General features: G+C 48.0%; 20 protein-coding genes. 3 read left to right on the plus strand and 17 right to left on the minus strand.

From position 1 onward, the window contains the following. Position 1: 1 nt before the first annotated feature. From murG to ACFSUB_RS05445, 12 genes are all read right to left on the minus strand, one after another. Positions 2-1,120, minus strand: a complete 1,119-nt coding sequence (gene murG / locus ACFSUB_RS05390; RefSeq protein ID WP_380713186.1) for an undecaprenyldiphospho-muramoylpentapeptide beta-N-acetylglucosaminyltransferase — start codon at positions 1,118-1,120, stop codon at positions 2-4. Between the two features lie 21 nt (positions 1,121-1,141). Beyond that, positions 1,142-2,248 carry a stage V sporulation protein E gene (gene spoVE, locus ACFSUB_RS05395; RefSeq protein WP_380712160.1) on the minus strand — a complete coding sequence of 369 codons (1,107 nt, stop codon included), beginning with the start codon at positions 2,246-2,248 and terminating at the stop codon, positions 1,142-1,144. Between the two features lie 109 nt (positions 2,249-2,357). Continuing rightward, the gene (gene murD, locus ACFSUB_RS05400; protein WP_380712162.1) at positions 2,358-3,719 is read right to left on the minus strand and encodes a UDP-N-acetylmuramoyl-L-alanine--D-glutamate ligase; all 1,362 of its coding nucleotides are present in this window, start codon (positions 3,717-3,719) and stop codon (positions 2,358-2,360) included. Beyond that, positions 3,716-4,687 (minus strand): phospho-N-acetylmuramoyl-pentapeptide-transferase, encoded by a 972-nt coding sequence (gene mraY, locus ACFSUB_RS05405; RefSeq protein WP_380712163.1) that lies wholly within the window; start codon positions 4,685-4,687, stop codon positions 3,716-3,718. The genes murD and mraY overlap by 4 nt, the downstream gene beginning before the upstream one ends. A 2-nt stretch (positions 4,688-4,689) precedes the next feature. Further along, on the minus strand, positions 4,690-6,171 hold the full coding sequence (locus ACFSUB_RS05410) for a UDP-N-acetylmuramoyl-L-alanyl-D-glutamate--2,6-diaminopimelate ligase (protein ID WP_380712165.1): 1,482 nt from the start codon (positions 6,169-6,171) through the stop codon (positions 4,690-4,692). A 67-nt stretch (positions 6,172-6,238) separates the two neighbouring features. After that, a complete protein-coding gene (locus ACFSUB_RS05415; RefSeq protein WP_380712166.1) occupies positions 6,239-8,173 on the minus strand; it encodes a stage V sporulation protein D in 1,935 nt (644 codons plus the stop codon). 80 nt (positions 8,174-8,253) lie between these two features. Further along, positions 8,254-10,437, minus strand: coding sequence for a penicillin-binding protein (locus ACFSUB_RS05420; RefSeq protein ID WP_380712168.1), 2,184 nt, complete (start codon positions 10,435-10,437; stop codon positions 8,254-8,256). A gap of 130 nt (positions 10,438-10,567) precedes the next feature. Beyond that, positions 10,568-10,936, minus strand: a complete 369-nt coding sequence (ftsL, locus tag ACFSUB_RS05425) for a cell division protein FtsL (protein ID WP_380712169.1) — start codon at positions 10,934-10,936, stop codon at positions 10,568-10,570. 13 nt (positions 10,937-10,949) lie between these two features. Then, positions 10,950-11,888: a 16S rRNA (cytosine(1402)-N(4))-methyltransferase RsmH gene (gene rsmH, locus ACFSUB_RS05430; RefSeq protein WP_380712170.1), complete on the minus strand. Its 939-nt coding sequence runs from the start codon at positions 11,886-11,888 to the stop codon at positions 10,950-10,952. A 47-nt stretch (positions 11,889-11,935) separates the two neighbouring features. Continuing rightward, complete coding sequence (gene mraZ / locus ACFSUB_RS05435) at positions 11,936-12,367, minus strand: division/cell wall cluster transcriptional repressor MraZ (protein ID WP_380712171.1); 432 nt, start codon at positions 12,365-12,367, stop codon at positions 11,936-11,938. A 153-nt stretch (positions 12,368-12,520) separates the two neighbouring features. After that, the gene (gene bshC / locus ACFSUB_RS05440; RefSeq protein WP_380712172.1) at positions 12,521-14,140 is read right to left on the minus strand and encodes a bacillithiol biosynthesis cysteine-adding enzyme BshC; all 1,620 of its coding nucleotides are present in this window, start codon (positions 14,138-14,140) and stop codon (positions 12,521-12,523) included. A 62-nt stretch (positions 14,141-14,202) separates the two neighbouring features. Further along, the gene (locus ACFSUB_RS05445; RefSeq protein ID WP_380712173.1) at positions 14,203-14,595 is read right to left on the minus strand and encodes a DUF3397 domain-containing protein; all 393 of its coding nucleotides are present in this window, start codon (positions 14,593-14,595) and stop codon (positions 14,203-14,205) included. Positions 14,596-14,786: 191 nt separating this feature from the next. Between ACFSUB_RS05445 and ACFSUB_RS05450 the strand changes: the two genes are divergently transcribed. Then, positions 14,787-15,296: an N-acetyltransferase gene (locus ACFSUB_RS05450; protein WP_380712174.1), complete on the plus strand. Its 510-nt coding sequence runs from the start codon at positions 14,787-14,789 to the stop codon at positions 15,294-15,296. A gap of 87 nt (positions 15,297-15,383) precedes the next feature. Here the strand turns inward: ACFSUB_RS05450 and ACFSUB_RS05455 are convergent, their stop codons facing one another. From ACFSUB_RS05455 to ACFSUB_RS05465, 3 genes are all read right to left on the minus strand, one after another. Then, on the minus strand, positions 15,384-15,998 hold the full coding sequence (locus ACFSUB_RS05455; protein ID WP_380712175.1) for an RsfA family transcriptional regulator: 615 nt from the start codon (positions 15,996-15,998) through the stop codon (positions 15,384-15,386). 214 nt (positions 15,999-16,212) lie between these two features. Beyond that, on the minus strand, positions 16,213-16,389 hold the full coding sequence (gene rpmF, locus ACFSUB_RS05460; protein ID WP_380712176.1) for a 50S ribosomal protein L32: 177 nt from the start codon (positions 16,387-16,389) through the stop codon (positions 16,213-16,215). Between the two features lie 62 nt (positions 16,390-16,451). After that, complete coding sequence (locus tag ACFSUB_RS05465) at positions 16,452-16,985, minus strand: YceD family protein (protein WP_380712177.1); 534 nt, start codon at positions 16,983-16,985, stop codon at positions 16,452-16,454. 149 nt (positions 16,986-17,134) lie between these two features. Here ACFSUB_RS05465 and ACFSUB_RS05470 point away from each other — a divergent pair, with 149 nt between their 5' ends. Next, positions 17,135-18,358, plus strand: a complete 1,224-nt coding sequence (locus ACFSUB_RS05470; protein WP_380712178.1) for a nucleotidyltransferase — start codon at positions 17,135-17,137, stop codon at positions 18,356-18,358. A gap of 4 nt (positions 18,359-18,362) precedes the next feature. Here the strand turns inward: ACFSUB_RS05470 and ACFSUB_RS05475 are convergent, their stop codons facing one another. Then, positions 18,363-19,406 carry a SepM family pheromone-processing serine protease gene (locus ACFSUB_RS05475; protein WP_380712179.1) on the minus strand — a complete coding sequence of 348 codons (1,044 nt, stop codon included), beginning with the start codon at positions 19,404-19,406 and terminating at the stop codon, positions 18,363-18,365. A 195-nt stretch (positions 19,407-19,601) separates the two neighbouring features. Between ACFSUB_RS05475 and ylbJ the strand changes: the two genes are divergently transcribed. Then, positions 19,602-20,822 carry a sporulation integral membrane protein YlbJ gene (ylbJ, locus tag ACFSUB_RS05480; protein ID WP_380712180.1) on the plus strand — a complete coding sequence of 407 codons (1,221 nt, stop codon included), beginning with the start codon at positions 19,602-19,604 and terminating at the stop codon, positions 20,820-20,822. A 33-nt stretch (positions 20,823-20,855) separates the two neighbouring features. Here the strand turns inward: ylbJ and coaD are convergent, their stop codons facing one another. Further along, positions 20,856-21,350 (minus strand): pantetheine-phosphate adenylyltransferase, encoded by a 495-nt coding sequence (coaD, locus tag ACFSUB_RS05485; protein ID WP_380712181.1) that lies wholly within the window; start codon positions 21,348-21,350, stop codon positions 20,856-20,858. Between the last annotated feature and the right edge of the window lie 11 nt (positions 21,351-21,361).

The following is a 21,361-nucleotide window of genomic DNA, read 5'->3' on the forward strand; positions in this document are numbered from 1 at the left end:
TTCATCGTTCCTCCTTATCGCAGCCGTCCGGCTGCATTAAATGCTGCATAACGCGGAAGATGTCGGCTGCAGCATCCGGCGCAGCCAGTGTTTTCGCTGCTTCATGCATCGTTTCCCATCTTTTTTTATCAGAGAGGATAGCATCTGTTTCATGAAGGAGTGCCGGACCGTTCCATTCATTTTCCTTATACACAACGGCTCCGCCGGCACGGCTCAGCGATTCTGCGTTTTTTTCCTGGTGATTGTTCGTAACATATGGGCTTGGTATAAGAATCGAGGGGACTCCGAGCGCTGTAATTTCTGCAAGCGTTGTGGCGCCTGCTCTTGATATTAACAGGTCCGTAAACGCCAGCACTTCAGGCATATGATGAATAAAAGGCTGAATGATAACATTATCCGGATTACCGGCTTTTTTCGTTTCTTCTATCACTTTATCATAATGAACCGTCCCCGTAACATATAGATACTGCCATTCTTTTTCTGCTGTTTCGGGTAGAGCTTCCAGAAATGAATCATTTATCGGCTTAGCTCCCCGGCTCCCGCCTACAATGAGTACCGTTTTTTTGTTTGGATCAAGACCAAGGGCGGGAAGCGGGTTTTCTGTGCGTGTCCCCGACACTTCTGAGGCTCTCGGGTTCCCTGTAAAACGTACTTTGGAGGCAGGAAAATAAGCAGCGGAATCCTTAAATGACACAGCGACATTATCGACAAATCTGCTTAAAAACTTATTTGTCAGGCCCGGAATGCTGTTCTGCTCATGAATGACAGTCGGAATATCCAGTTTCGAGGCGGCAAATACAACCGGACCGGCCACATAACCACCGGTTCCGATAACAATATCAGCACCAAAGGAAGTCAGCATCTCCTTCGCTTTTTTTGTTCCCCGCCAGAAACGCCATACCGTTCTTACATTTTTCCAGGTCAGGCTGCGCTGAAATCCGCTGATGGTGATCGTTTCAAAACGAATACCCGAACGTGGCACAATATCACTTTCAAGTCCCTGCTCCGTCCCGATATATAAACACTCGCTGCCTGGTTCCAGACGCTCTATTTCTTTAATAAGAGCAAGGGCCGGATAAATATGGCCGCCGGTCCCTCCACCTGTTACAACAACTTTCATCATATCCTCCCATATCCCCTTTTAATCATAAGTTGTTCGGTGCTTTGTGATGTTCAGCAGAATGCCGGCTGCCGCCAATAAAAGAGTGAGCGAAGACCCTCCGTAACTAAGAAATGGCAGTGTAATGCCCGTAACCGGAAACAAACCGGTGACAACACCCACATTGATCAGCACCTGTATAAAAATCATACCGCAGATCCCGGATGCAAGCAGTGCCCCAAACATATCCGGCACGGTCATCGCGGCGGCAAGTCCTCTCCACAAAAACACTCCGAATAACACAAGTACAAATCCAGCTCCGATGAATCCTGTTTCTTCAGCCAGAATAGCAAAAATGAAATCGGTCTGCGGTTCCGGCAGGTAATAGTGTTTCTGCCGGCTTCCGCCAAACCCAAGTCCAAATAATCCGCCGGGACCCACAGCGTACAGGGACTGGATAATCTGAAATCCTGCCCCAAGCGGGTCTGACCAGGGATCCAGAAATGACGTAATCCGCTGCAGACGATAAGGAGCCGAAACAATCAATCCCGCCAGACCGATAATCCCGGCACCGCCCAGTATAAAAAAATGCCTGATTCTCGCTCCGGCTGCAAACAGCAGCACAAAGCATGTCCCCGTCATAACAGCACCGGTACCAAGGTCCGGCTGCATCATAATCAGACCAAACGCCGCAAAAATAAGGGTGAGTACCGGAAGCATTCCCTTTCCAAAGGACGTTATCCGCTTTTGATGGCGCGTTAAGTAGAAAGCGAGGTATATAATCATTCCAAGCTTCATAAATTCAGACGGCTGGATCGAAAAAGCGCCTACACCTATCCAGCTTCTCGCGCCCCCCCGGACCATTCCAATACCAGGTATAAGAACAAGCACCAGCAGCAGGTAACAACTGAGTAACAGCACAGGGGACCAGCGCTGCCACACTCTGTAATCCGTCCGGCTCAGTACCGCCATGGCCGCCAGACCGGCCGCCGTAAACAGAAATTGGCGCTTCAGAAAATAGTAAGGATCCTGCCTGGCGTCTTCCCCGACCACCGTTCCTGCGCTGTAGACCATAAATAATCCTATGATTAACAAACAACAAAGGGAACAAAGCAGTATTTTATCGACGGGCTGCACATGTTTTTTCACAACGGCCACCTCTTTACATGGAAAAGTCTTTTTCCACTATTTATATGCCGGGTGAAATGGAACATGCCTTCTCAACGTGCAGCACTCTACGTAAAAGGTTTTTTTCAAATTACCGGGGGATCTGCACCGATTGAACGGCTTTTATAAACGTATCTCCTCGTTCTTCAAATGTTTGAAACTGATCCCAGCTCGCGCATGCCGGAGAAAGGAGAAAAACATCTTTTTCATCGGTCAGCTGAAACCCTTTGTCCACCGCTTCTGCCAGAGTATCGGCAAACTGCCACGATTCCAGTCCCGCTTTCCGGGCCGCCTCCGCCAGTTTCTCCCTGCTTTCACCGTAAAATACAGCGGCTTTTGTCTTCTGCAGGGAAGGGATGAGTTCATCAAATGAATTGCCCCGGTCCAGCCCTCCGGCGAGTAAAACAACCGGAGCTTCAAACGCTGCCACTGCTTTTTCAGCGGATAATATATTGGTGGACTTGGAATCGTTGTATATGTCCCTGTTATGAATACTGCCTACAAACTGCAGCCGGTGTTCCACTCCCTGAAAACGACGAAGAGTCGTTCGTACAGCGTCTGGTTCCGCGCCGTTAAGTATGGCGCAGGCGATGGCTGCCAGCATATTTTCCTGGTTATGACGACCCGGCAGCGCTGCTTCGTCCGCAGAAAGAATCGCAGTATCACAAAACCAGTACCAGCCATCCCGGATAAAGGCCCCCTCAGTGGACCATCCATTGACAGAAAACGGTACAAGAGCGGCATCTGACTGCTCTGCTATAGAGGCTGCCACAGGGTCTTCCGCATTATAAACGGCTGCATCCGACGCTTCTAGATTCGCAAAAATCTTTGCTTTGGACTGCTGATAATCGTCTCTGGTCCCGTGGTAATCTAGGTGGGCATCCACGATATTCAAAAGCACTGCTGTCCGGGGGTGAAATTCTTCGGTACCTTTTAACTGAAAACTGGATACTTCCGTCACCATCACTTCCCCCGGCTGGACAACCGCCGCTGTCTCACAGGCAACCCGCCCAATATTACCGGCTGCATAAGATGGAACACTGCTTTCCAGAAGCATCTCATGAATCAGTGTCGTCGTCGTTGTCTTTCCATTAGAGCCGGTAACAGCAGCGATGCTGCCTCCGCAGACCATACCGGCCAGTTCAATTTCTGTCACAACAGGCAGTCCTTTGTCGACAGCACGGCGGATAATCGGGGTATCATAACGGATACCTGGATTTTTCACGACATACTCGATACCTTCATCCACAATATGTAAGGGGTGACTCCCTGACATAACACGGACCCCCATATCTTCCAGTACCGATTTTTCCTTCGTGCCTGTCATATCCTTTGCTTCATTGACAGTAACCACTGCCCCCATCTCATGTAAAAGCCTTGCAGCAGCCATGCCGCTTTTAGCAAGCCCTATGACCAGTACTTTTTTACCTTTAAACCATTGTGTATTTCTCATATCCACACCTCAATATAAATACCGGCCACCGCACACACAGCTGCGGCCGTCCAAAAGGTGACGACAACGCGCCATTCGGACCATCCGGATAATTCAAAATGATGGTGAAGGGGGCTCATTTTAAACAGCCTTGTTCCCTTCCATTTGTAGAAAAATACCTGCAGGATAACGGACAGAGTTTCCATAACAAAAACAAATCCGATAATCACAAGCAGCAATTCCATTTTTGTAATAATGGCCAGCGCAGCCAGACCGCCTCCGAGCGCAAGAGATCCGGTATCTCCCATGAATACTTTGGCAGGATGGGCGTTGAATACGAGAAAGCCGAGTACCGCACCGGCTGCCGTTGCAGCAAATACTGCAGCATCAGCCATTTCAGCATGCCAGGCCAGAACAGCAAATGCTCCAAATGCCACAGCCCCTGTGCCGGCCAGCAGTCCATCCAGTCCATCTGTCAGGTTTACAGCATTGGAAGAACCGACAAGCATAACAACAACGAGCAGAAAGTAGAACCACCCGGCTTCAAAAGACCAGGATGTACCCGGAACGGCAATGTCTGTGCTGAAAGAACTATCGTTTAACACACTGAAAAAAATGACGGCAATCAGAATCTGTCCTGCCAGTTTCTGGCGTGAGGTTAATCCCAGATTGCGTTTTTTTGTTATTTTTATATAATCATCGATGAAGCCTACCATTCCAAACCCGATTGTCACCAAAAGAAGAAGAAACGTATTGGTTGACCAGGATAGAACGATACCCTGGATGAGAATGGACGCAGCGAGAACCGACATTAAAATCATGATCCCGCCCATTGTAGGAGTGCCGCCTTTTTTCATGTGGCTCTCCGGCCCTTCCGTCCTGATGCTCTGCCCGAACTTCAGTCGTTTCAGGAGGGGGATGGTAAGCGGCGAAAAGATTACTGTCAGTAGAAATGCCGTAATAAGACCGGCGGTAATAGCAGCAACCATATTTACCTGCCCCCTTTCCTGTTCCACTTATGAACGGCTTTTTCCGCCTCGAGGCGGTCGTCAAAATCAAGAACGTCTTCGCCGGTAACCTGGTAGGTTTCATGCCCTTTCCCGGCAATAATGACAACATCTTCGGGCTCAGCCTGTTGAATCACCCATTCAATTGCTTCCCTTCGGTCGGGAATAATGGAGACATTGTCCCTTTCCGGCGCACCTGCTGCCATCTGCTTTAAAATGGTATCCGGATTTTCCGAACGCGGATTGTCGGAAGTAAATACGGCATAATCCGCCAGCGAAGCGGCGATTCGTCCCATTTCCGGCCGTTTGGCCGTATCACGGTCCCCCCCGCAGCCGACGATGACATACATCGTTTTTTCGGTCATTTCCGATGCTGTCTGGAGGATATTTTCAAGGCTGTCGGGAGTGTGGGCGTAATCAACAACGACAGCAAATGGCTGTCCGGCATCCACGGGTTCAAACCTGCCCGGCACACCCTTTATCTCTGACAAGGCTTCAGCAATGATCTCGGGATGTACACCTTCAGCCATACAGGCAGCAGCGGCGGCAAGCGCATTATATATACTGAACCTTCCGGCGATCGGAAAATGGACGTCTGTACTCCCAAGCGGGGTTTTCAATTGAAATGACGTCCCGCCTGCCGACATCACCGGATTCCCGGCCTGGATATCAGCCGGCGTGTCTATCCCGTATGTCAGAACCGGAGCCGCCGTCATTTTTTTATAGTCCTCAGCAGCTGCGTCATCCGCGTTCAGAACCGCTGTCTGCCTTTCTCCATCATAAGTATTGCCAAGTTGGGAAAACAAGAGACCCTTGGACTGTTTATATGCTTCCATCGTTTTATGGTAATCCAGGTGCTCTGCGGTCAGATTGGTGAAAACAGCTGTATTGAATGCAGATCCTCTGACGCGGCCTAGATCCAGAGCATGGGAGGATACTTCCATCGTACAGACGTCGACTCCTGCTTCCGCCATTTGATGAAACGTCTGCTGCAGAACGAGGGATTCCGGAGTGGTATTACTCGTTTCTGTAACGCCGGTGCCGATTTTTGTATACATCGTGCCGATCAGACCCGTTTGTCGGCCTGCTTTTTGAAAGATCTGCTCAATAAAATGGGTGGTTGTCGTCTTCCCATTGGTTCCTGTCACTCCAACAAGGCAAAAAGACCTGGTCGGGTGGTTATAATAAACGGCGGCCAGAACGGCCATGGCCCGTTTCGTATCCGGAACGACGACCTGCACAACGTCCAGATTCAGTTTTTCTTCGGTGATAACAGCCGCCGCACCTCTTGCAGCTGCTTCTTCTGCGAAATCGTGGCCGTCGACCGTATAACCTCGTATGCAAAAAAATAAGCCCGCAGGCTCCACGGTGCGTGAGTCCATGTGCAGCGAATAAATGCCGGGATTATCCATCGTATTCTGTTGTTTTACTGGAAGATAAGATATCAAGTTGTGTAATGTTTTCATTTTCGAATTCTCTCCTGAAGCAATATTCAAGCTTTATTTATTCGTGCATTTATGCACTTTATCTATTCTAATCGGAAGATGTCGATTTGTCATCCAGATAAAGCCGGATAACGCCACCTTCTTTGATTTTTTCTCCCGGCTGCGGTGACTGCGCCGCAACGGTGGTTCCCTCTCCTTCTTTTTCAATCCGGAAAGGATAATACGCCTCGTGCAGTTCTTTTAATGATTTGCCGGTCACATCCGGTGTTTCGACGAGCGTTTCATCGTCCCACTGCTTCTCTTTTTCAATCTGATCCGACCGTTTTTCCACTCCCATGACAGATAAACTGTCTGATATAATGGTGCCGACAATAGGGGCCGCTACAACTCCTCCGAACTGAAGCGTGTCTTTAGGATTGTCGATGGCTGTATAAACAACGATTTCAGGGTCGTCTGCCGGAGCAAAGCCAATAAAAGACACGATGTGGTTATTCTCAAGGTATTTTCCATCCACCGCTTTTTGAGCCGTGCCGGTTTTTCCACCTATACGATAACCATCGACGAAAGCTCCGCGCCCCGTCCCCTTCGCTACCACATGTTCAAGCGCATTGCGGACTTTTTGAGATGTTTCCTCGGAAATAACCTGTTCTTTCATTTCGGGTGTCCTGGTAGAAATGACTTTTCCGGATTCGGGATCCAGCCATTCTTTTCCGATATACGGCCGGTAAAGATCCCCTCCGTTAACCGCAGCCGCCACCGCAGTAACCTGTTGTATCGGAGTAACCGAGACTCCCTGACCGAATGATGTGGTGGCCAGCTCGAGCGGCCCGACGTTTTCACGGTTAAACAGGATGCCTGTTCCTTCTCCCTGCAGATCGATGCCCGTCTCTTTCCCAAAACCAAAGCGGTCAATGTAATCAAATAAAACGTCTTTTCCGAGTTTCTCACCCATGGCTACAAATCCCGGGTTACAGGAGTTCTGCACGACTTCAAGATATGTCTGCTCCCCGTGTCCGCCTTTTTTCCAGCAGTGAAGTTTTGTACCACTTACTTCGATGTATCCCGGATCATGGAAATGGTCATTCTGTAAATCCACCTTATTTTCTTCCAGCGCAGCGGCCAGTGTTATAATTTTAAAAGTTGAACCAGGTTCATATTGGGACCAAACCGGCTTATTCTGGTTATAAACTTCAGCAGGCACGTCCCTGAACTCCTCCGGGTTATAGTCGGGTCTGCTGCTCATACCGAGGATTTCACCGGAGTCCGGGTCCATTGCAATAGCAAGAGCGCCATCCGGTTGATAGACAGCTTCGGCTGCATCAAGCTCCCGTTCGATAATCGACTGGACATCAGCATCAATGGTAAGCATCAAATCTTTTCCCGGCTTCGGTTTTTCATAGACTTCCGCCATATCTTTTAGTTTCCTCCCTTTCGCATCCGAAAAAAAGGAAACGTTTCCCGGTTCACCGCTCAGGTTCTCATCATAATACTGCTCCAGTCCGGTCAGCCCCTGATTGTCAATACCGGCAAATCCGAGAACATGGGATAGGTAAGACCCTTTGGGATAATGGCGGCGGCTGTCTTCTGCAATATAAATACCTTCGATACCGAGTCCGCGAACCTCCGACGCTTTTTCCATGCTGATTTTGCGGCCTTCAGGAGAAAGACGTACGAGCGACTGATTTTTGGTCAGCCAGTCATAGACTTTATCTTCCGGCGCATCAAGCACTTCTGCCAGACGGGCGGCGGCCTCTTTTGGCTTTACTATCTGCCTCGGGGCTGCCAGCACAGAAGGCGCGCTGATATTGCCCGCAAGCACCTCTTTGTTACGGTCAAGGATATCTCCGCGCTCTGCTTCAAACGGGATGTCCCTGCTCCAGGAATCCTGCGCAAACTCCGTGAGACGCTCTCCCATCGAAAACTGTACAAAAGCAAGCCTAAGCAAAAGAATAACGACTGCCGCTGCCCCGGCTGCAAGTATAAAGAAAAGACGTTTTCTTACTGTAACAAACGATACGCGCATGTCCGATCCACCACCATAACATTGTGATATGTACTATCACCTTATGTTGGTTCACCGGCTCTCAGAACAGCATGTCTGTCTCATTCCCTCTGCTGCTGCTCTTCTTCTCCGCTGTTTTCGCTTTCTTCCTGATCTGGGTCTTTTTTCAGCTCCACGGTTAAATAGCCTCCGTCCTGAATGTCTGCTCCCGGTTCTATGCTCTGCTGGGTTACATAACCGGATCCAATGTGATCAAGTTCCAGGCCCGTCAGCATACTGAGCCGCTTCACGTCCCGCAGGGACCAGCCGCTTATATCAGGCATTTCTGCTTTGCCTTCTGTCTGCAAAAACACTTTATCGCCTATAATAAGTGGTTCACCCTGTGCGGGGTACTGACTCTTGACCGTATTTTTGTTTCCAATAATGACAGGCTTCAAACCATTCTGTTTCAGACCGGATGCCGCATTATCCACCGATTCCCCGCTGTAACGTTCCGCCTTCATTCCGTCTTCTTCATACACCTTTTCTTCTTCCACATCATCCGGTGTCAAGTTCAGATAAGACAAACTCTGTTTCATGACAGGATTGAATATCTGGGACACAGGAGCCGAACCTGCCTCTGTCGGTTCAAGCTCCGGACGGTCTACAGATACGTACACGATAATACTCGGGTCATCTGCAGGGGCCATGCCTATAAAAGAAAAGATGTTTTCATCCGGACCACTTAAATAGCCGGGATTGTCAGGATCGTTAATCTGGGCGGTGCCGGTTTTTCCTGCAACATTAATACCGTCGATCTGGAACGGCTGCCCTGTTCCTTCTTCGGAAGCAACCACCTGTCTCATCCGTTTTCTCACCTTCGCCGCGGTCGATTCGCTGATCGGAGTACCGGCGGCTTCCAGCACAGCTTCATGGGAATACTCTTCCTTTTCCTGATTATACATGCTCTTCACCACAAAAGGTTTCATCATCGTGCCATCGTTGGCAATGGCAGTCGCTGCCTGAACCTGTTGAATGGGTGTTACGGAACTGGACTGTCCAAACCCAGTGATGGCGGTATTGAGTTTATTGGGTTCTGCCAGTAGACTGTCCGCTTCATTCGGCAGGTCAATACCTGTAGGCTCGGAAAAACCAAAGTCGTTCATATACTGAAAAAATGTTTCAGGTCCGAGTTTTTCGAGTGCCACTTTGGCAAACGCCACGTTGGAAGAACGCCGGAATCCTTCATCATACGTGATGGTTCCCCATCCTTCCCCGTTGTTGTGATCATTAATGGTTTCCGAAGCGACACTATAGGTGCCGGATTGATACGTTTCACTGCCGTTATAAACGCCTTCTTCCAGTGCTGCGGCAAGAGTGAACATTTTCATCGTGGATCCTGGTTCAAACCGGTCGGAGACAGCGTAATTGGTGTAATTGGTGATGGACTCATACTGATTCGGATTGAAACTGGGGCGGTTCCCCATGCCGAGTATTTCTCCTGTTTCAGCGTTGGCAACGACAGCTGTCATTTTATTTGGATTGTATTTTTCATTTACCTTGCTCATGGCCTGTTCCAGTACGGTCTGAATATTGGAATCAATCGTCAGGTGAACATCTTCCCCATCTCTGGGTTCTTTCACTGTTTCTTCCATATTCCACAACGGAATACCTTTACGGTTCTGTTGATAGGAGACTGATCCATCCGAAGAGCTTAATGCATCATCGAGTTCCAGCTCCAGTCCCATTTTGGCTTCACTCATGTTACGTTCGGTGTAGCCCAGTACGTGAGAGGCAAATGTTTGATTCGGGTAATAGCGTTTCGGTTCTGCGCGGAAATGGATGCCTTCCAGATTAAGCTGCTCAATTTCCTGTTTTTTTGAGAAGCTTAAATACTTGGAATCCGACCCAAGTTCAATCTGAAATTTCTCTTCTTCTTTTCCTTTTTCCAGCATATTCTCAAGCTCTGCGGTCTCCAGGCCAATCAAGGGCGCCAGCTTTTCCGCTGTCTTATTTACGTTTTTTACATGCTTCTCATACTCTTCATCCAAAACAGCAAACGCCGTATAAGACTGTACTTCTTCGGCAAGCGGCTCCCCGTCACGGTCGTAGATGGTGCCCCGTTCTCCTTCCAACGTCTGGCTTGTCGTCCAGCGTGATTCCGCCATCTGAGCGAGGTTTTCTCCACCAACTTCTTTATTCACCTGAACGTAAACAATGCGTCCTGTGAATACGAGAAAAAAAACAACAACGCCTCCAAGCAGGATGAAAGCCCTCATCACCATTCTTTTTCGTTGATTGTTCATTGTTTCACCACTTTCATCCCGGCGTCAGCGGTAAACGCTGATCGGCATTTCATTTCAACGGCACGGTTTTGTACACACGATAAGGGAGGCAGGCTCCATGCCTTCCCCCCTTTTTCATACAAGCATCCCATCAGGATCCTGAACCCTGAATCACCTGCACCTGCTTGTCGTCCAGTTCCATTCCGAGTTCATCTTTGGCGTAATGCATAATCCGTTCAGGGGCACTTAATTCGGATACCTCCTGCTCCAGGCTTTGGTTCGTCTCTGTCTGCTGGCTTATGGACTGGTTCAGGTTAGCAATCTCCTGCTGCTGCACGTATATCCCGGCGTAGTTTGAAACGAGAATCAGGCAGCCGGCAATAAACGCTGCCAGCATAGCCATGACAATAACCTTTTCACCTTTTGTGACTCTGCCTGGAACATGATGAGTCTTAATTTCTTTATGTACCGTTCTTTCTGTCTGTTGCTGTCTCTGCATCTTCCGGGCCAGATTATCCAACAGAATCCCCCCTCTACTTTTTTTCTGCAATCCGCAGTTTAGCTGAATGGGCTCGGTTGTTCTCTTTTAGTTCCTCTTCATCAGCGGTGATCGGCTTTTTTGTGACCATTTCCATTTCCGGTTCCATTCCTTCCGGGACAACCGGGAGGCCTTTCGGGAGATCCGGGATGGTGCTCTTTTCTTTTAATATTCTTTTGCAGATTTTGTCTTCCAGCGAGTGAAAGGTGATTACGCATAATCTCCCTCCGGAGTGCAGAAGGTCACATGCATGGCGAAGTGTTGTCTCGAATACGTCGAGTTCATCATTCACCGCAATCCGCAGGGCCTGAAAGGTCCGTTTGGAAGGATGACCGCCCGTTCTCCGGGCCGGTGCCGGAATGCCATCCTTAATACATTCATTTAATTCAAACGTCGTGTTTATCGGTGCCCTTTTCCGTCTTTCTTCGATTTTACGGGCAATCTGTTTGGCATACTTTTCTTCCCCGTATCTGGCAATGATTTCATGCAGTTTCTGAAAACTCCATTCATTTACGATGACCCCGGCCGTCCGTTCGATACGTTTGTCCATCCTCATGTCCAACGGGGCATCAAAGCGATAGCTGAATCCTCTTTCCGGCTCATCAAACTGCGGGGAGGAAACACCAAGGTCAAATAATATGCCGTCCACACCATGGACACCTTCTTTTTCCAACGCAGTCGGAAGGCCGCTGAAATTATCATGGATAAATGTGATGCGGTCTTCATAAGGAGAAAGCCTTTCTGCTGCATGATGCAGAGCCGTTGCATCCTGTTCAAAAGCATACAAACGTCCATGTTCTCCAAGCCTGGATACGATACGTTCACTATGCCCGCCGGCGCCGAGCGTGCAATCGGCATAAACCCCGCTTGTTTTCACAGCAAGACCGTCCACAGCTTCTTCAAGCAGTACAGTGTCATGACGAAATGTTCCCAAAAACTCCCTCCTTTTTTCACAGGTTGATGAAACATTCAGTTCTTTATTTAAAAATCAAAATCTACAATATTTTCTGCAATGTCCGAGAATGATTCACGTGACTCTTCAAAGTAAACTTCCCATTTCTCCCGGCTCCAGACTTCCACTCTCGTGGAAACGCCGATTACCACACACTCTTTTTGAATGTCTGCATAACGGCGCAGCGTGGAAGGGATGCTCACCCTCCCCTGTTTATCCAGTTCACATTCTGCTGCTCCGGAGAAAAAGAAACGTGTAAAGGCTCTGGCATCTTTTTTCGTGAAAGGAAGGGACTTCAAACGACTCTCCAGACGCTCCCATTCTTCCATTGGATAGATAAACAGGCATTCATCCATCCCTCTGGTGATGACAAACGTCTCTCCAAGCCCGTCTCTGAAGCGGGAGGGGATAATCATTCTTCCCTTGTCATCTACATTGTGATGATGTTCGCCCATAAACATTGAGCATCCATCTCCCTCCACTTTCTAACTATAACGTACCACATTCCCCCACTTTATACCACGGCTGTTTTAAAATTTTTTGCCGACAAAAAAATCCCCTTCTTTATGAAGGGGACGAAAATCCGCCGCAGGGCGCAGGATTATTCTTATTTTTTACAAGTTTATTAAATGATGGCGTTCCTGGTTCAGCTGGAGAACCTGCAGCACATCCAGTGCGAAATGACTGCCGTACTCATTTAGGAAAAACAATATATTATATACCCTTTCCTGTGGACGTTCATAAGGAAGAAGAATCCGGCCGGCTCTGTTTATCCGCTTGATTCGTTCTTCTTCGCGTTCCTCCTGATACCGGTTGATCCGCCCGGCAAATGCCCGGATTTCCTGTTCGATGATGTTCCAGTTCGTCTCCCCGTAACTCTTCTCAGAGGGAGCGATTGTTTCCCAGGCCGATCTCATCCGGTCATGATAAGGCTGGATGTTTTGCAGCAGTTCTTCCCCGAGAACCGTACCGTCAATGGTTACGGCGTTCTCCCGGATCTGCATCTCATACGCTTTTGGACCGTGTCGGAGAAGAGCCTCGCCATAGAGATTTTCCCTGTTCAGCGCCGACTGCACATTCCGTGGAATAAAAGTTCCTTCCGCCCGGGGGAGGACCGGAGGAACAAACCGGCCGAACTGATGAAAAAGCGGCTGAAGGACCGACCAGTAATTGATTTCACCCGGTCCTCCCACATAAGCAAGGACCGGCAGGAGCATATCCTGAACAAGCGGTCTGGTAAGAGCATCCGTACTGAATTTCTCCGGGTGGCAGGCCGCCTCTTCTTTGAGGAAGGCTGACGAAAAATGAACACGCCCATTTTTATCAGAGAAATCATCGACTCCTTCTTTATAGAGAAGGATGCGGTTCGGGTCGTGATAGAAAAAATGGGAGCTGTTTTCCTGAAAACCGTCCGGTCGTCCATATGCCGTTTCTCCCCGATTCTTCAGCCCGTGTTTCAAAGCCTGTTCCACCGCTTCATTTTCATTAACAAGCTGTTGAAACATGGTAGACTCCAGATTCCGGATCCCCTGGTCGGAGGCATCCATCAAAATTAAGCCGCTTCCGCTGAAAAGCCAGTGCATCACTTCTGCAAAAAAATCCGATACAGAGTCAGATCGCCCGGCCATTTCTTTGAAGCTTTCATATAACTCTTTGGTGTGTGGTGTTTCGTGGAGAATCCCAGAAACTTCTTTCCACCATGCCTCAAATGCTGCTGTCTCCAATTTCTGTTCAGAAACCGGGTGTCCGGGCTTCACTTCTCCCTGATAAGTGATTTTGCTCGGGGCGGTTTCACCGGGAAGATAAATGTGGTTGACCTCTTCCCAGTCATGATCTTCTCCAGCTATCCAAAACACAGGGAACACCGGTTTATTTATCTTTTTTTCTTTTTCTTCTGCTTCTTTCAATACCGTGACAGCCTTAAATATTGTATAAAGCGGTCCTGTCAGAAGTCCTGCCTGCTGTCCGGTGATCACAGCAGAAGACTCCGGATCTTTAACTTTTTCGAGCTGCTCCAGGGTGGAGCGGCTGCATGAATGCTGCTGGTTGTATGTATAAAGAACGTTGTACAATTCTGTGCGTTGAAAGTTTTTAGAGGTCACTTCTCTTTCGCGCTGCTCTATATCTTCGTCCGACGGGCCGTAATCAAAAAAAGCAAGAGCACGGCTGTCCTGTTTTATGTAATCTTCCACGAAGGAAGTTCGATGAAACGGGGGGACTGTTTCTGCCTGCATTGTGTTCCAACCTTTCCAGTGCCGCATCATACTCTTTCTGATATTCAGACTATCATGTTCTTTCAGCCAAGGAAAGTAGAAAGCAAACCACTTCCCCATGAATACAAACAAAGGAGAAGGTACACCATCAGAAAAAGAAAGAAAGTGAAGCGCCATATTCCTTTTACCAGGCGCTTAAATTCAATATCATGCTTTGTTCTATAATGAATCACGGTAAAAGTAACGGCCGTAAGCAGTACAATAATGAGCAGCAGCCATAAATACGAATCACCGGTTAACTCATGTAAAAGAAGACCCACGCCTGCAATGAAGAGTACTGCTGTACTATCCGATGCGCTGCGGAGTGCTTTCCCTTTATTTTTAGTGGTTTTGACGACACTGATATAAATGAGATACCATACTGCCGGTGGAAAAGCGAGAAGCACCGCCCCAATTGCAACCAATACATCTGTCAACGTTCTTCCAACTTTCTGTCTATGTAAATATGTTCTTTGCCAGCATATAAAATTTAAAGACCGTTGACAATATCTAATTCTATTTGAATATTAAAAGAATTACGCCTATTCCCGCACCAGAACATCCACCTCCAAAACAGACCGGTTTTATAGTAAAATGAAGAGAAACCGTTTTATAAGGGAGGATGAATATGACACAACCGGAAATAAAACGACTTCTTGTTAATTTCAAGACCCTTGAAGAATTTCAGAATTTCAAGGAAGTCGGCGTTCAGGAACTTTCCATGAAAGAAGAACTGCAGGAGAATATTATTGAAAATGACAGCGAATCTCCTTTTTACGGCATATACTATGGAGACCGGCTGGTGGCACGTATGTGTTTATATAAAATAGACGCCAAATTTGATTTTTATTTTGAACCACCCCAGAACTACCTGGAACTTTGGAAGCTGGAAGTTCTCGAGCCGTACCGCGACCGCGGATTCGGCGAAGCACTCGTCAACTACGCAAAGTCCTTTAATCTCCCGGTCAAAACAAACGCCCGTCAGCGTTCCGACTACTTCTGGGAGAAAATGGACTTTGAAAATGTCACGTATAACCCGGAACGGGACCGCGGTGAGAACCCTTATGTATGGTACCCGGAAGGGGTGGAACCACAGGAACAGTCCCCCGTTCAGTCGGATATGGCTCCTCCGGAATAAGAAAACAGATAAAAAATTTCCGAACGATTTTTCTGCAAATCGTTCGGATTTTTGTTTCTGGTCATGCTTGTTCCAAGCTCCGTTTGGTCAGCTGCTTTCTTCTACATTATCTTCGGTCAGAGTGGAAAGTGAACCTTCCGACAGCGCTCTTGCTTTATCCATTACATCCATGAGCGCTTTATAATCCTGCCGGAGCTGCATAAACTCCTGTTTGATCCGCTCGAGTTCCGCTTCCAGTTTTTTATTCTCCGCCTCCATGGCCTCTTTTTTTGCGGCCAGTGCTTCCCCATTATCCCCGCGCTCTTCCAGTACGTCCGACAAACCTTTCAGAAAAGAAATAGTTTCCTGCAGCTGATGTTTTAATCCTTCTTCATCATTTTCTGCCGCCCCTCGTTTTACCGGTTCCTGCACGCCCTGGTTGCTTTCCTCTGCGGACGGGTGTTTTATATCCTCGACGTCTTCTTTTTCCTCTTCATCATTTCCACTGCGCCTCATTTTCGCCAATTCTACTGCCTTTTCATATTTTTTACGAATACATGCATTCCACCTGAATCCGCACGCAGCTGCGGTACGGGATAATTTGTCTGCTGCTTCCTGAAAAGCCGCCAGCTGGGTGCTTTTTTCCCTGACATGCCGCAGCACAATTTCTGCGAGCATAATATCTTCATCCGTGGACCACGCGTCCTGCCGAAATCCCGTCATATTTCATCCCTCCGTTCTTTTGTTTCATTTCTATGAACAGCTTCTGAAAGATAGAATCGTTCTATCAAACGATTATATCCCACTCTGTCTCTTTTTATTCCTGAACAAAGGGAAGACGCTTTTTTATTCAGGCAGAACTTTTACATGTCAGGCATACTAAAAAAGCTGTTTTACCGAAAAGTCTTTTCGGTAAAACAGCTTCTCTACACCATTATTAGTTCTTTTCCACCACGGTTTCTCCTTTATAGGAGCCGCAGTTTCTGCAGACACGGTGCGATAATTTCATTTCTCCACAATCCGGGCACTCCACCATACCTTTTATGGTTAGTTTTTTGTGCGTGCGGCGTTTATACTTACGAGTACTGGAAGAACGTCTAGGTTGTACTGCCATCAGTCACACCTCCTTTTAGGTATTTCAGTTTCCATTTTAGAACGAATGCCTTCGCCTGATTTTTATTTGTCAAAATACTTGGCTAAATCGGCCATTCGTGGATCGATATCGTTTTCTTCCTTTTCTTTTCTTTCCGCTGCTTCGTCTTCCGTAATAATATCCCAGTCTTTTCCGTTTTGAGGCGCCGGTGATTCGGTATCATCAATATCTTCGGCAAAAACCTGTATCGGAAGTTCAACCAGAATGTTTTCTTTCACATAAGGAAGCAGGTCTACATAACCATTCTCCGGTTCATGCAGGTGAACATCTTCTTCATCGGCCTGCATACCGTCCAGACGAAAACTTTCCGTCATCAGGATGTTGAATGGGTAGTTGACATCAGCAAGCGAGCGGGCACACGGAAGGACCATCGATCCTTTCAGACGGACATGGAAGGTAACGGTTTCCCCTGTGAAATCTCCTCTTCCGGAAATCTGAACAGGACTGATATCCCGCAGTTCTCTGTCCCGGTCTATCAGTTCACTGACATCGGCCGTCGATTCGATTTCCAGTCCTTCGCCTTTTTTTGCTAAAAGTTGTTGAATACTCCATCTCATTGGGTATCACCTCTGGACAACAAGAGTAATTATATCCACCATAAACCTATTTGTCAATGTTTTTTCTTTACATTATACTGTAATCAATGAAGAATAACTACCACCGGTTTGTCATTGTTCCACCGGGTGGATAAAGGAGCGTACACAGCATGAAAGCTGTCGGTCTGATTGTTGAATACAACCCTTTTCACAACGGGCATCACTATCATCTCCAGGCCTCCCGTGAAGCTGCTGATGCTGACGTTGTGATCTGCGTCATGAGCGGCTATTTTCTGCAGCGCGGAGAGCCGGCCCTGCTTCCCAGGCGCGAACGGACTGAGATGGCTCTGCAGAGCGGAGCCGATCTTGTCGTGGAGCTGCCATACATCTTCTCCAGTCAGCATGCGGAGTGGTTTGCCAGAGGCGCTGTTTCGATTCTGCACCATTTGGGTGCGGATACTGTCAGCTTTGGCAGCGAGCATGGACGGATCGAACCTTTTTTAAATCTGTTCGACTTCCTTCAGGACCGTCGTTTGGAATACGGACATCGTATCAGGGAATACAGCCGTCTCGGCTTCAGCTTTCCAAAAGCGGCTTCGCTGGCGTTTCAGCATATGGCCCCCGGAAAGCATCTTCCCGACTTGTCGCAGCCAAACAATATACTCGGTTATTTTTATACCAAAGCCGTAAATGAACTGGGCAGTTCGATGAGTCTGCAGACCATTCCGCGTGTGACAGCAGGCTATCATGACGACCGCCTGACAGGCGCGGACATTTCAAGCGCCACCAGCATCCGGCGCCGCCTGACAGAGGAAGGGGGTACACCAAAAGCCGTGGAGCAAACCCTTCCTGCTCCGGTATACCGGCATCTTAAGAATTATCTGGATTCCGGTTCCTTCTTTTTTGAATGGGAGAAGTATTTTCCTTACCTGCAGGCCAAAGCACTGACTCTGCCTGCGGCTCTGCTTGAAGAAATGTACGAAGCAGAAGAAGGACTTCACCACCGTATGCAGGCTGTTATCAAGCGGAACACCACGTTCCACGAATTCATGCATGCCTTCAAGACCAAGCGTTATACGTGGACAAGACTGCAGCGTTTTGGCGTCCAGGTTCTTACCGGTACTTCTAAAAGCGAAGCCGCCGCTGCCATGGAAAACGGGCAGGCCGACCACATCCGGATTCTCGGGATGAACAGGAACGGCAGAGCCTATTTAAATACCATCAAAAAACATGTGGATATCCCTATGATTTCCTCTCTGCCCAAAGATAAAACCCCGCAGCAGAAGCTGGACGAAAAAGCTGCGGCAGCTTACTACCTTCCGCTTCCCGCGGCAGAGCGCACCGTCAGATGGCGGCGCGAGTATGAAGAACCCCCGCTTTTTTTCGGGGATTGATTTGTCAGGATGCGGAATCACGGTTTTTCAGATAAGAAACCGCATCCTCCATATGCTGGACGGGAACGATGGTCATGGCTGCGTTTATGTCGGAAGCCGTTTTTTCCGCCTGTTCATAATTGGAAGGGGAGGCTGCATCAGTGTCCGGTGCAAAAAAGACATCCACGCCTGAATTCTCTGCAGCTACAATTTTCTCGGAGATTCCTCCAATTGGGCCTACTTTTCCTTCATCATCTATCGTACCTGTGCCGGCTGCATCAATACCATGTGTCAAATCATTCTCGGTAAGCTGATTGTAAATTTCCAGTGAAAACATTAATCCTGCAGAAGGACCGCCTATCGAACCAGCATCGATTTCAACATTGGGGTCAAACTGAACATTTCGTTTCGTATACGGATACAACAAACCTAAACCGGCACGGCTGGAACTGGTCATTTCTTCTGGAAATTTCGATATCTCCACTGTTTCCTGCAGGGTCTCCTCCCCCCTTTTCACTGTCAGCGTCACCTCTGTTCCAGCTTCCATTCCTTCCAGTCTGCCATTCATTTTCTCCAGGGTGCGCACTTTTTCTCCATTCAACTCAGTAATAAGATCGTCCGCCTGCAGATGATTTCGGGCATCCATCCCCTCAATCACCTCTGAGACTTTGACCCCTTCATATTCTACGTCATACTGTCTGTCCGCCTGTTTATATGCTGCAATTTTAGCAGCTTCCTGGGAGCTGTTCATCAATCTGTTCTGACGGTGGAAATATTCTTCATCTGTCTCCCCTTCCCGGAGAAACTGATCCGTTGGTGTGAGATCGCGGTATTCGGATAACTGCGCCCAGATATAGAGAGGAATATTAGCCCGCTGCTGTCTGATCGTTGTTAAATAAAATTCTCCCTGTTCATCATACCCATTCTTAACAGTAACCATATCATGGAGAGGGGAAGCCTCTCCAGGCTGGGAATAGTAATACGGCAGAGGTATTTGATTCAACGCGAGAACAGCAAACAAAACGATAATAATAATCCAGGTGCGCCGGGAGCGGAGTTGTTTCATCATTCTGGGTTTCTCCTTTTGTCATATATCTTTTTTATTCAAACGGTGTTTCCCGCTTCTATTGTTACATAGATATAAATCAGAACAGGACAACCTGACAATCTGTTCCTGAGTCCATCCTATTTTATACTAAACACAGCAGCGGATGCTTCAAGCTTGGATGCATACAGCTGATTGAAACAGGAGGCGGAATCCGGTTTGAAAAAAAATCAAGTAGCAGGAGCAGCGGCAGCACTTTCTGTCTGCTCCTTTGCCCTGTGTTTAATTCTATACCCCAATGAAGTGCTTGATTCATCAAAAAACGGATTGCTCATCTGGGGACGGAATGTTTTTCCTGCCCTCTTCCCTTTTTTTGTTACTGTTGAACTTTTAACCGCCTTTGGGGTTGTCCGTTTTCTCGGTGTGATGCTTGACCCTGTGATGCGGCCGCTGTTTTGTGTTCCGGGAGCAGGCGGTTTCGTATGGGCGGCTGGATTTATTACCGGTTTTCCGTCAGGAGCAAAATTCACAGCCGATCTTCGAAAACAAAAGAAGGTGACAAGAGGGGAAGCAGAGCGTTTAGTCAGCTTCACCAATGCTTCCAACCCGCTGTTTCTGGGCGGTGCCGTTGCTGCAGGTTTTTTTCACACACCGGAGCTGGGTCTGCTGCTCGCCTTTTCCCATTACAGTTCAACTATTATTGTCGGCCTTATAATGCGGTTTCATGCTTACCGTGATCAAGGTACTGTTTCCTCTTCAGTGTTTTCATTTCGTACGGCTTTCCAAGCGCTGCTTGATGAACAGCAGGAGGACAGGCGCCCGTTTGGGAAAAAACTGGGAGACGCAGTCATTTCTTCTGTGCACACTCTGCTTATGATCGGCGGATTCATCTGTATTTTTTCCGTCCTTTACCGAATGTTTCAGGTAACGGCGGTCATCGAGTATCTCTCCGTTCTCCCGGCGGCCGCTCTTTCTCTTTTGTCCATAGGAACGGAAACAGCCGTTCCGCTGTTATCAGGTATTCTTGAAATCACATCAGGAAGCAGATTGACAAGCAGCCTGGATACTGTATCTCTTCTTGAGAAGATAGTGGTCGTTTCGTTTATTCTCGGCTTCAGCGGTCTATCCGTACACGCTCAGGTAGCGGGGATCCTGGCGGAGACCGATATCCGTTACCTGCCTTTTCTGGCAGCTCGATGTATGCACGCGGTCCTTGCAGCAATCATTGCCTATGTGAGCTTTGAACCATTGTATCTATTCCGGACCGATCAGTCCGTTTTCACAGGTCCGGACCAGGACACGATGATGGTGTCACTCTGGGAACAGGGAATGAATGCAGCCGCTGGTTTCGGCGGTACCGCTTCTATCTGTATTCTTCTGTTCTATCTGATTTGTCTCCATCTCAGAAAAAAGCCGGGACACGCGGCTCACGATAAATAGAGGGGGCTGTTCCTCTGTTGGAACAGCCCATTTTTATTCACCGGAAAACGGTCCGTACTTTTCGTATAAATAAGCGGTGACAGGAGTTGGGACAAGTTCTTTAACGTCCGCTTCGTATTTCGCGACTTCCTTCACAATGCTCGAGCTCAGGTAGGAATACTGATTGTTTGTCATCATAAAAAACGTTTCAATTTCAGGGTCAAGCTTTCGGTTAATGGAAGCTGCCTGCAGCTCATACTCAAAGTCCGAAACCGCACGCAGACCGCGTATAATTGTCTTCGCCTGTTTCTGACGGACATAATCAATGAGCAGTCCGTTAAACGAGTCAATTTCCACATTCGGTATATTTTCAACGGATTCCCTTAACATCGTAAGCCTTTCATCAACCGAGAAAAGCGGTTCTTTATTGCGGTTATGTAAAACGGCAACCACCACTTTATTAAAGACTTTGGCACTTCGTTCAATAATATCAAGGTGGCCGTTCGTTACAGGATCAAAACTACCAGGATAGACTGCAGTTTCCGCCATTTTCTTTCCTC

The organism is Salibacterium lacus, assembly GCF_042684865.1.
GTDB lineage: Bacteria > Bacillota > Bacilli > Bacillales > Marinococcaceae > Salibacterium > Salibacterium lacus.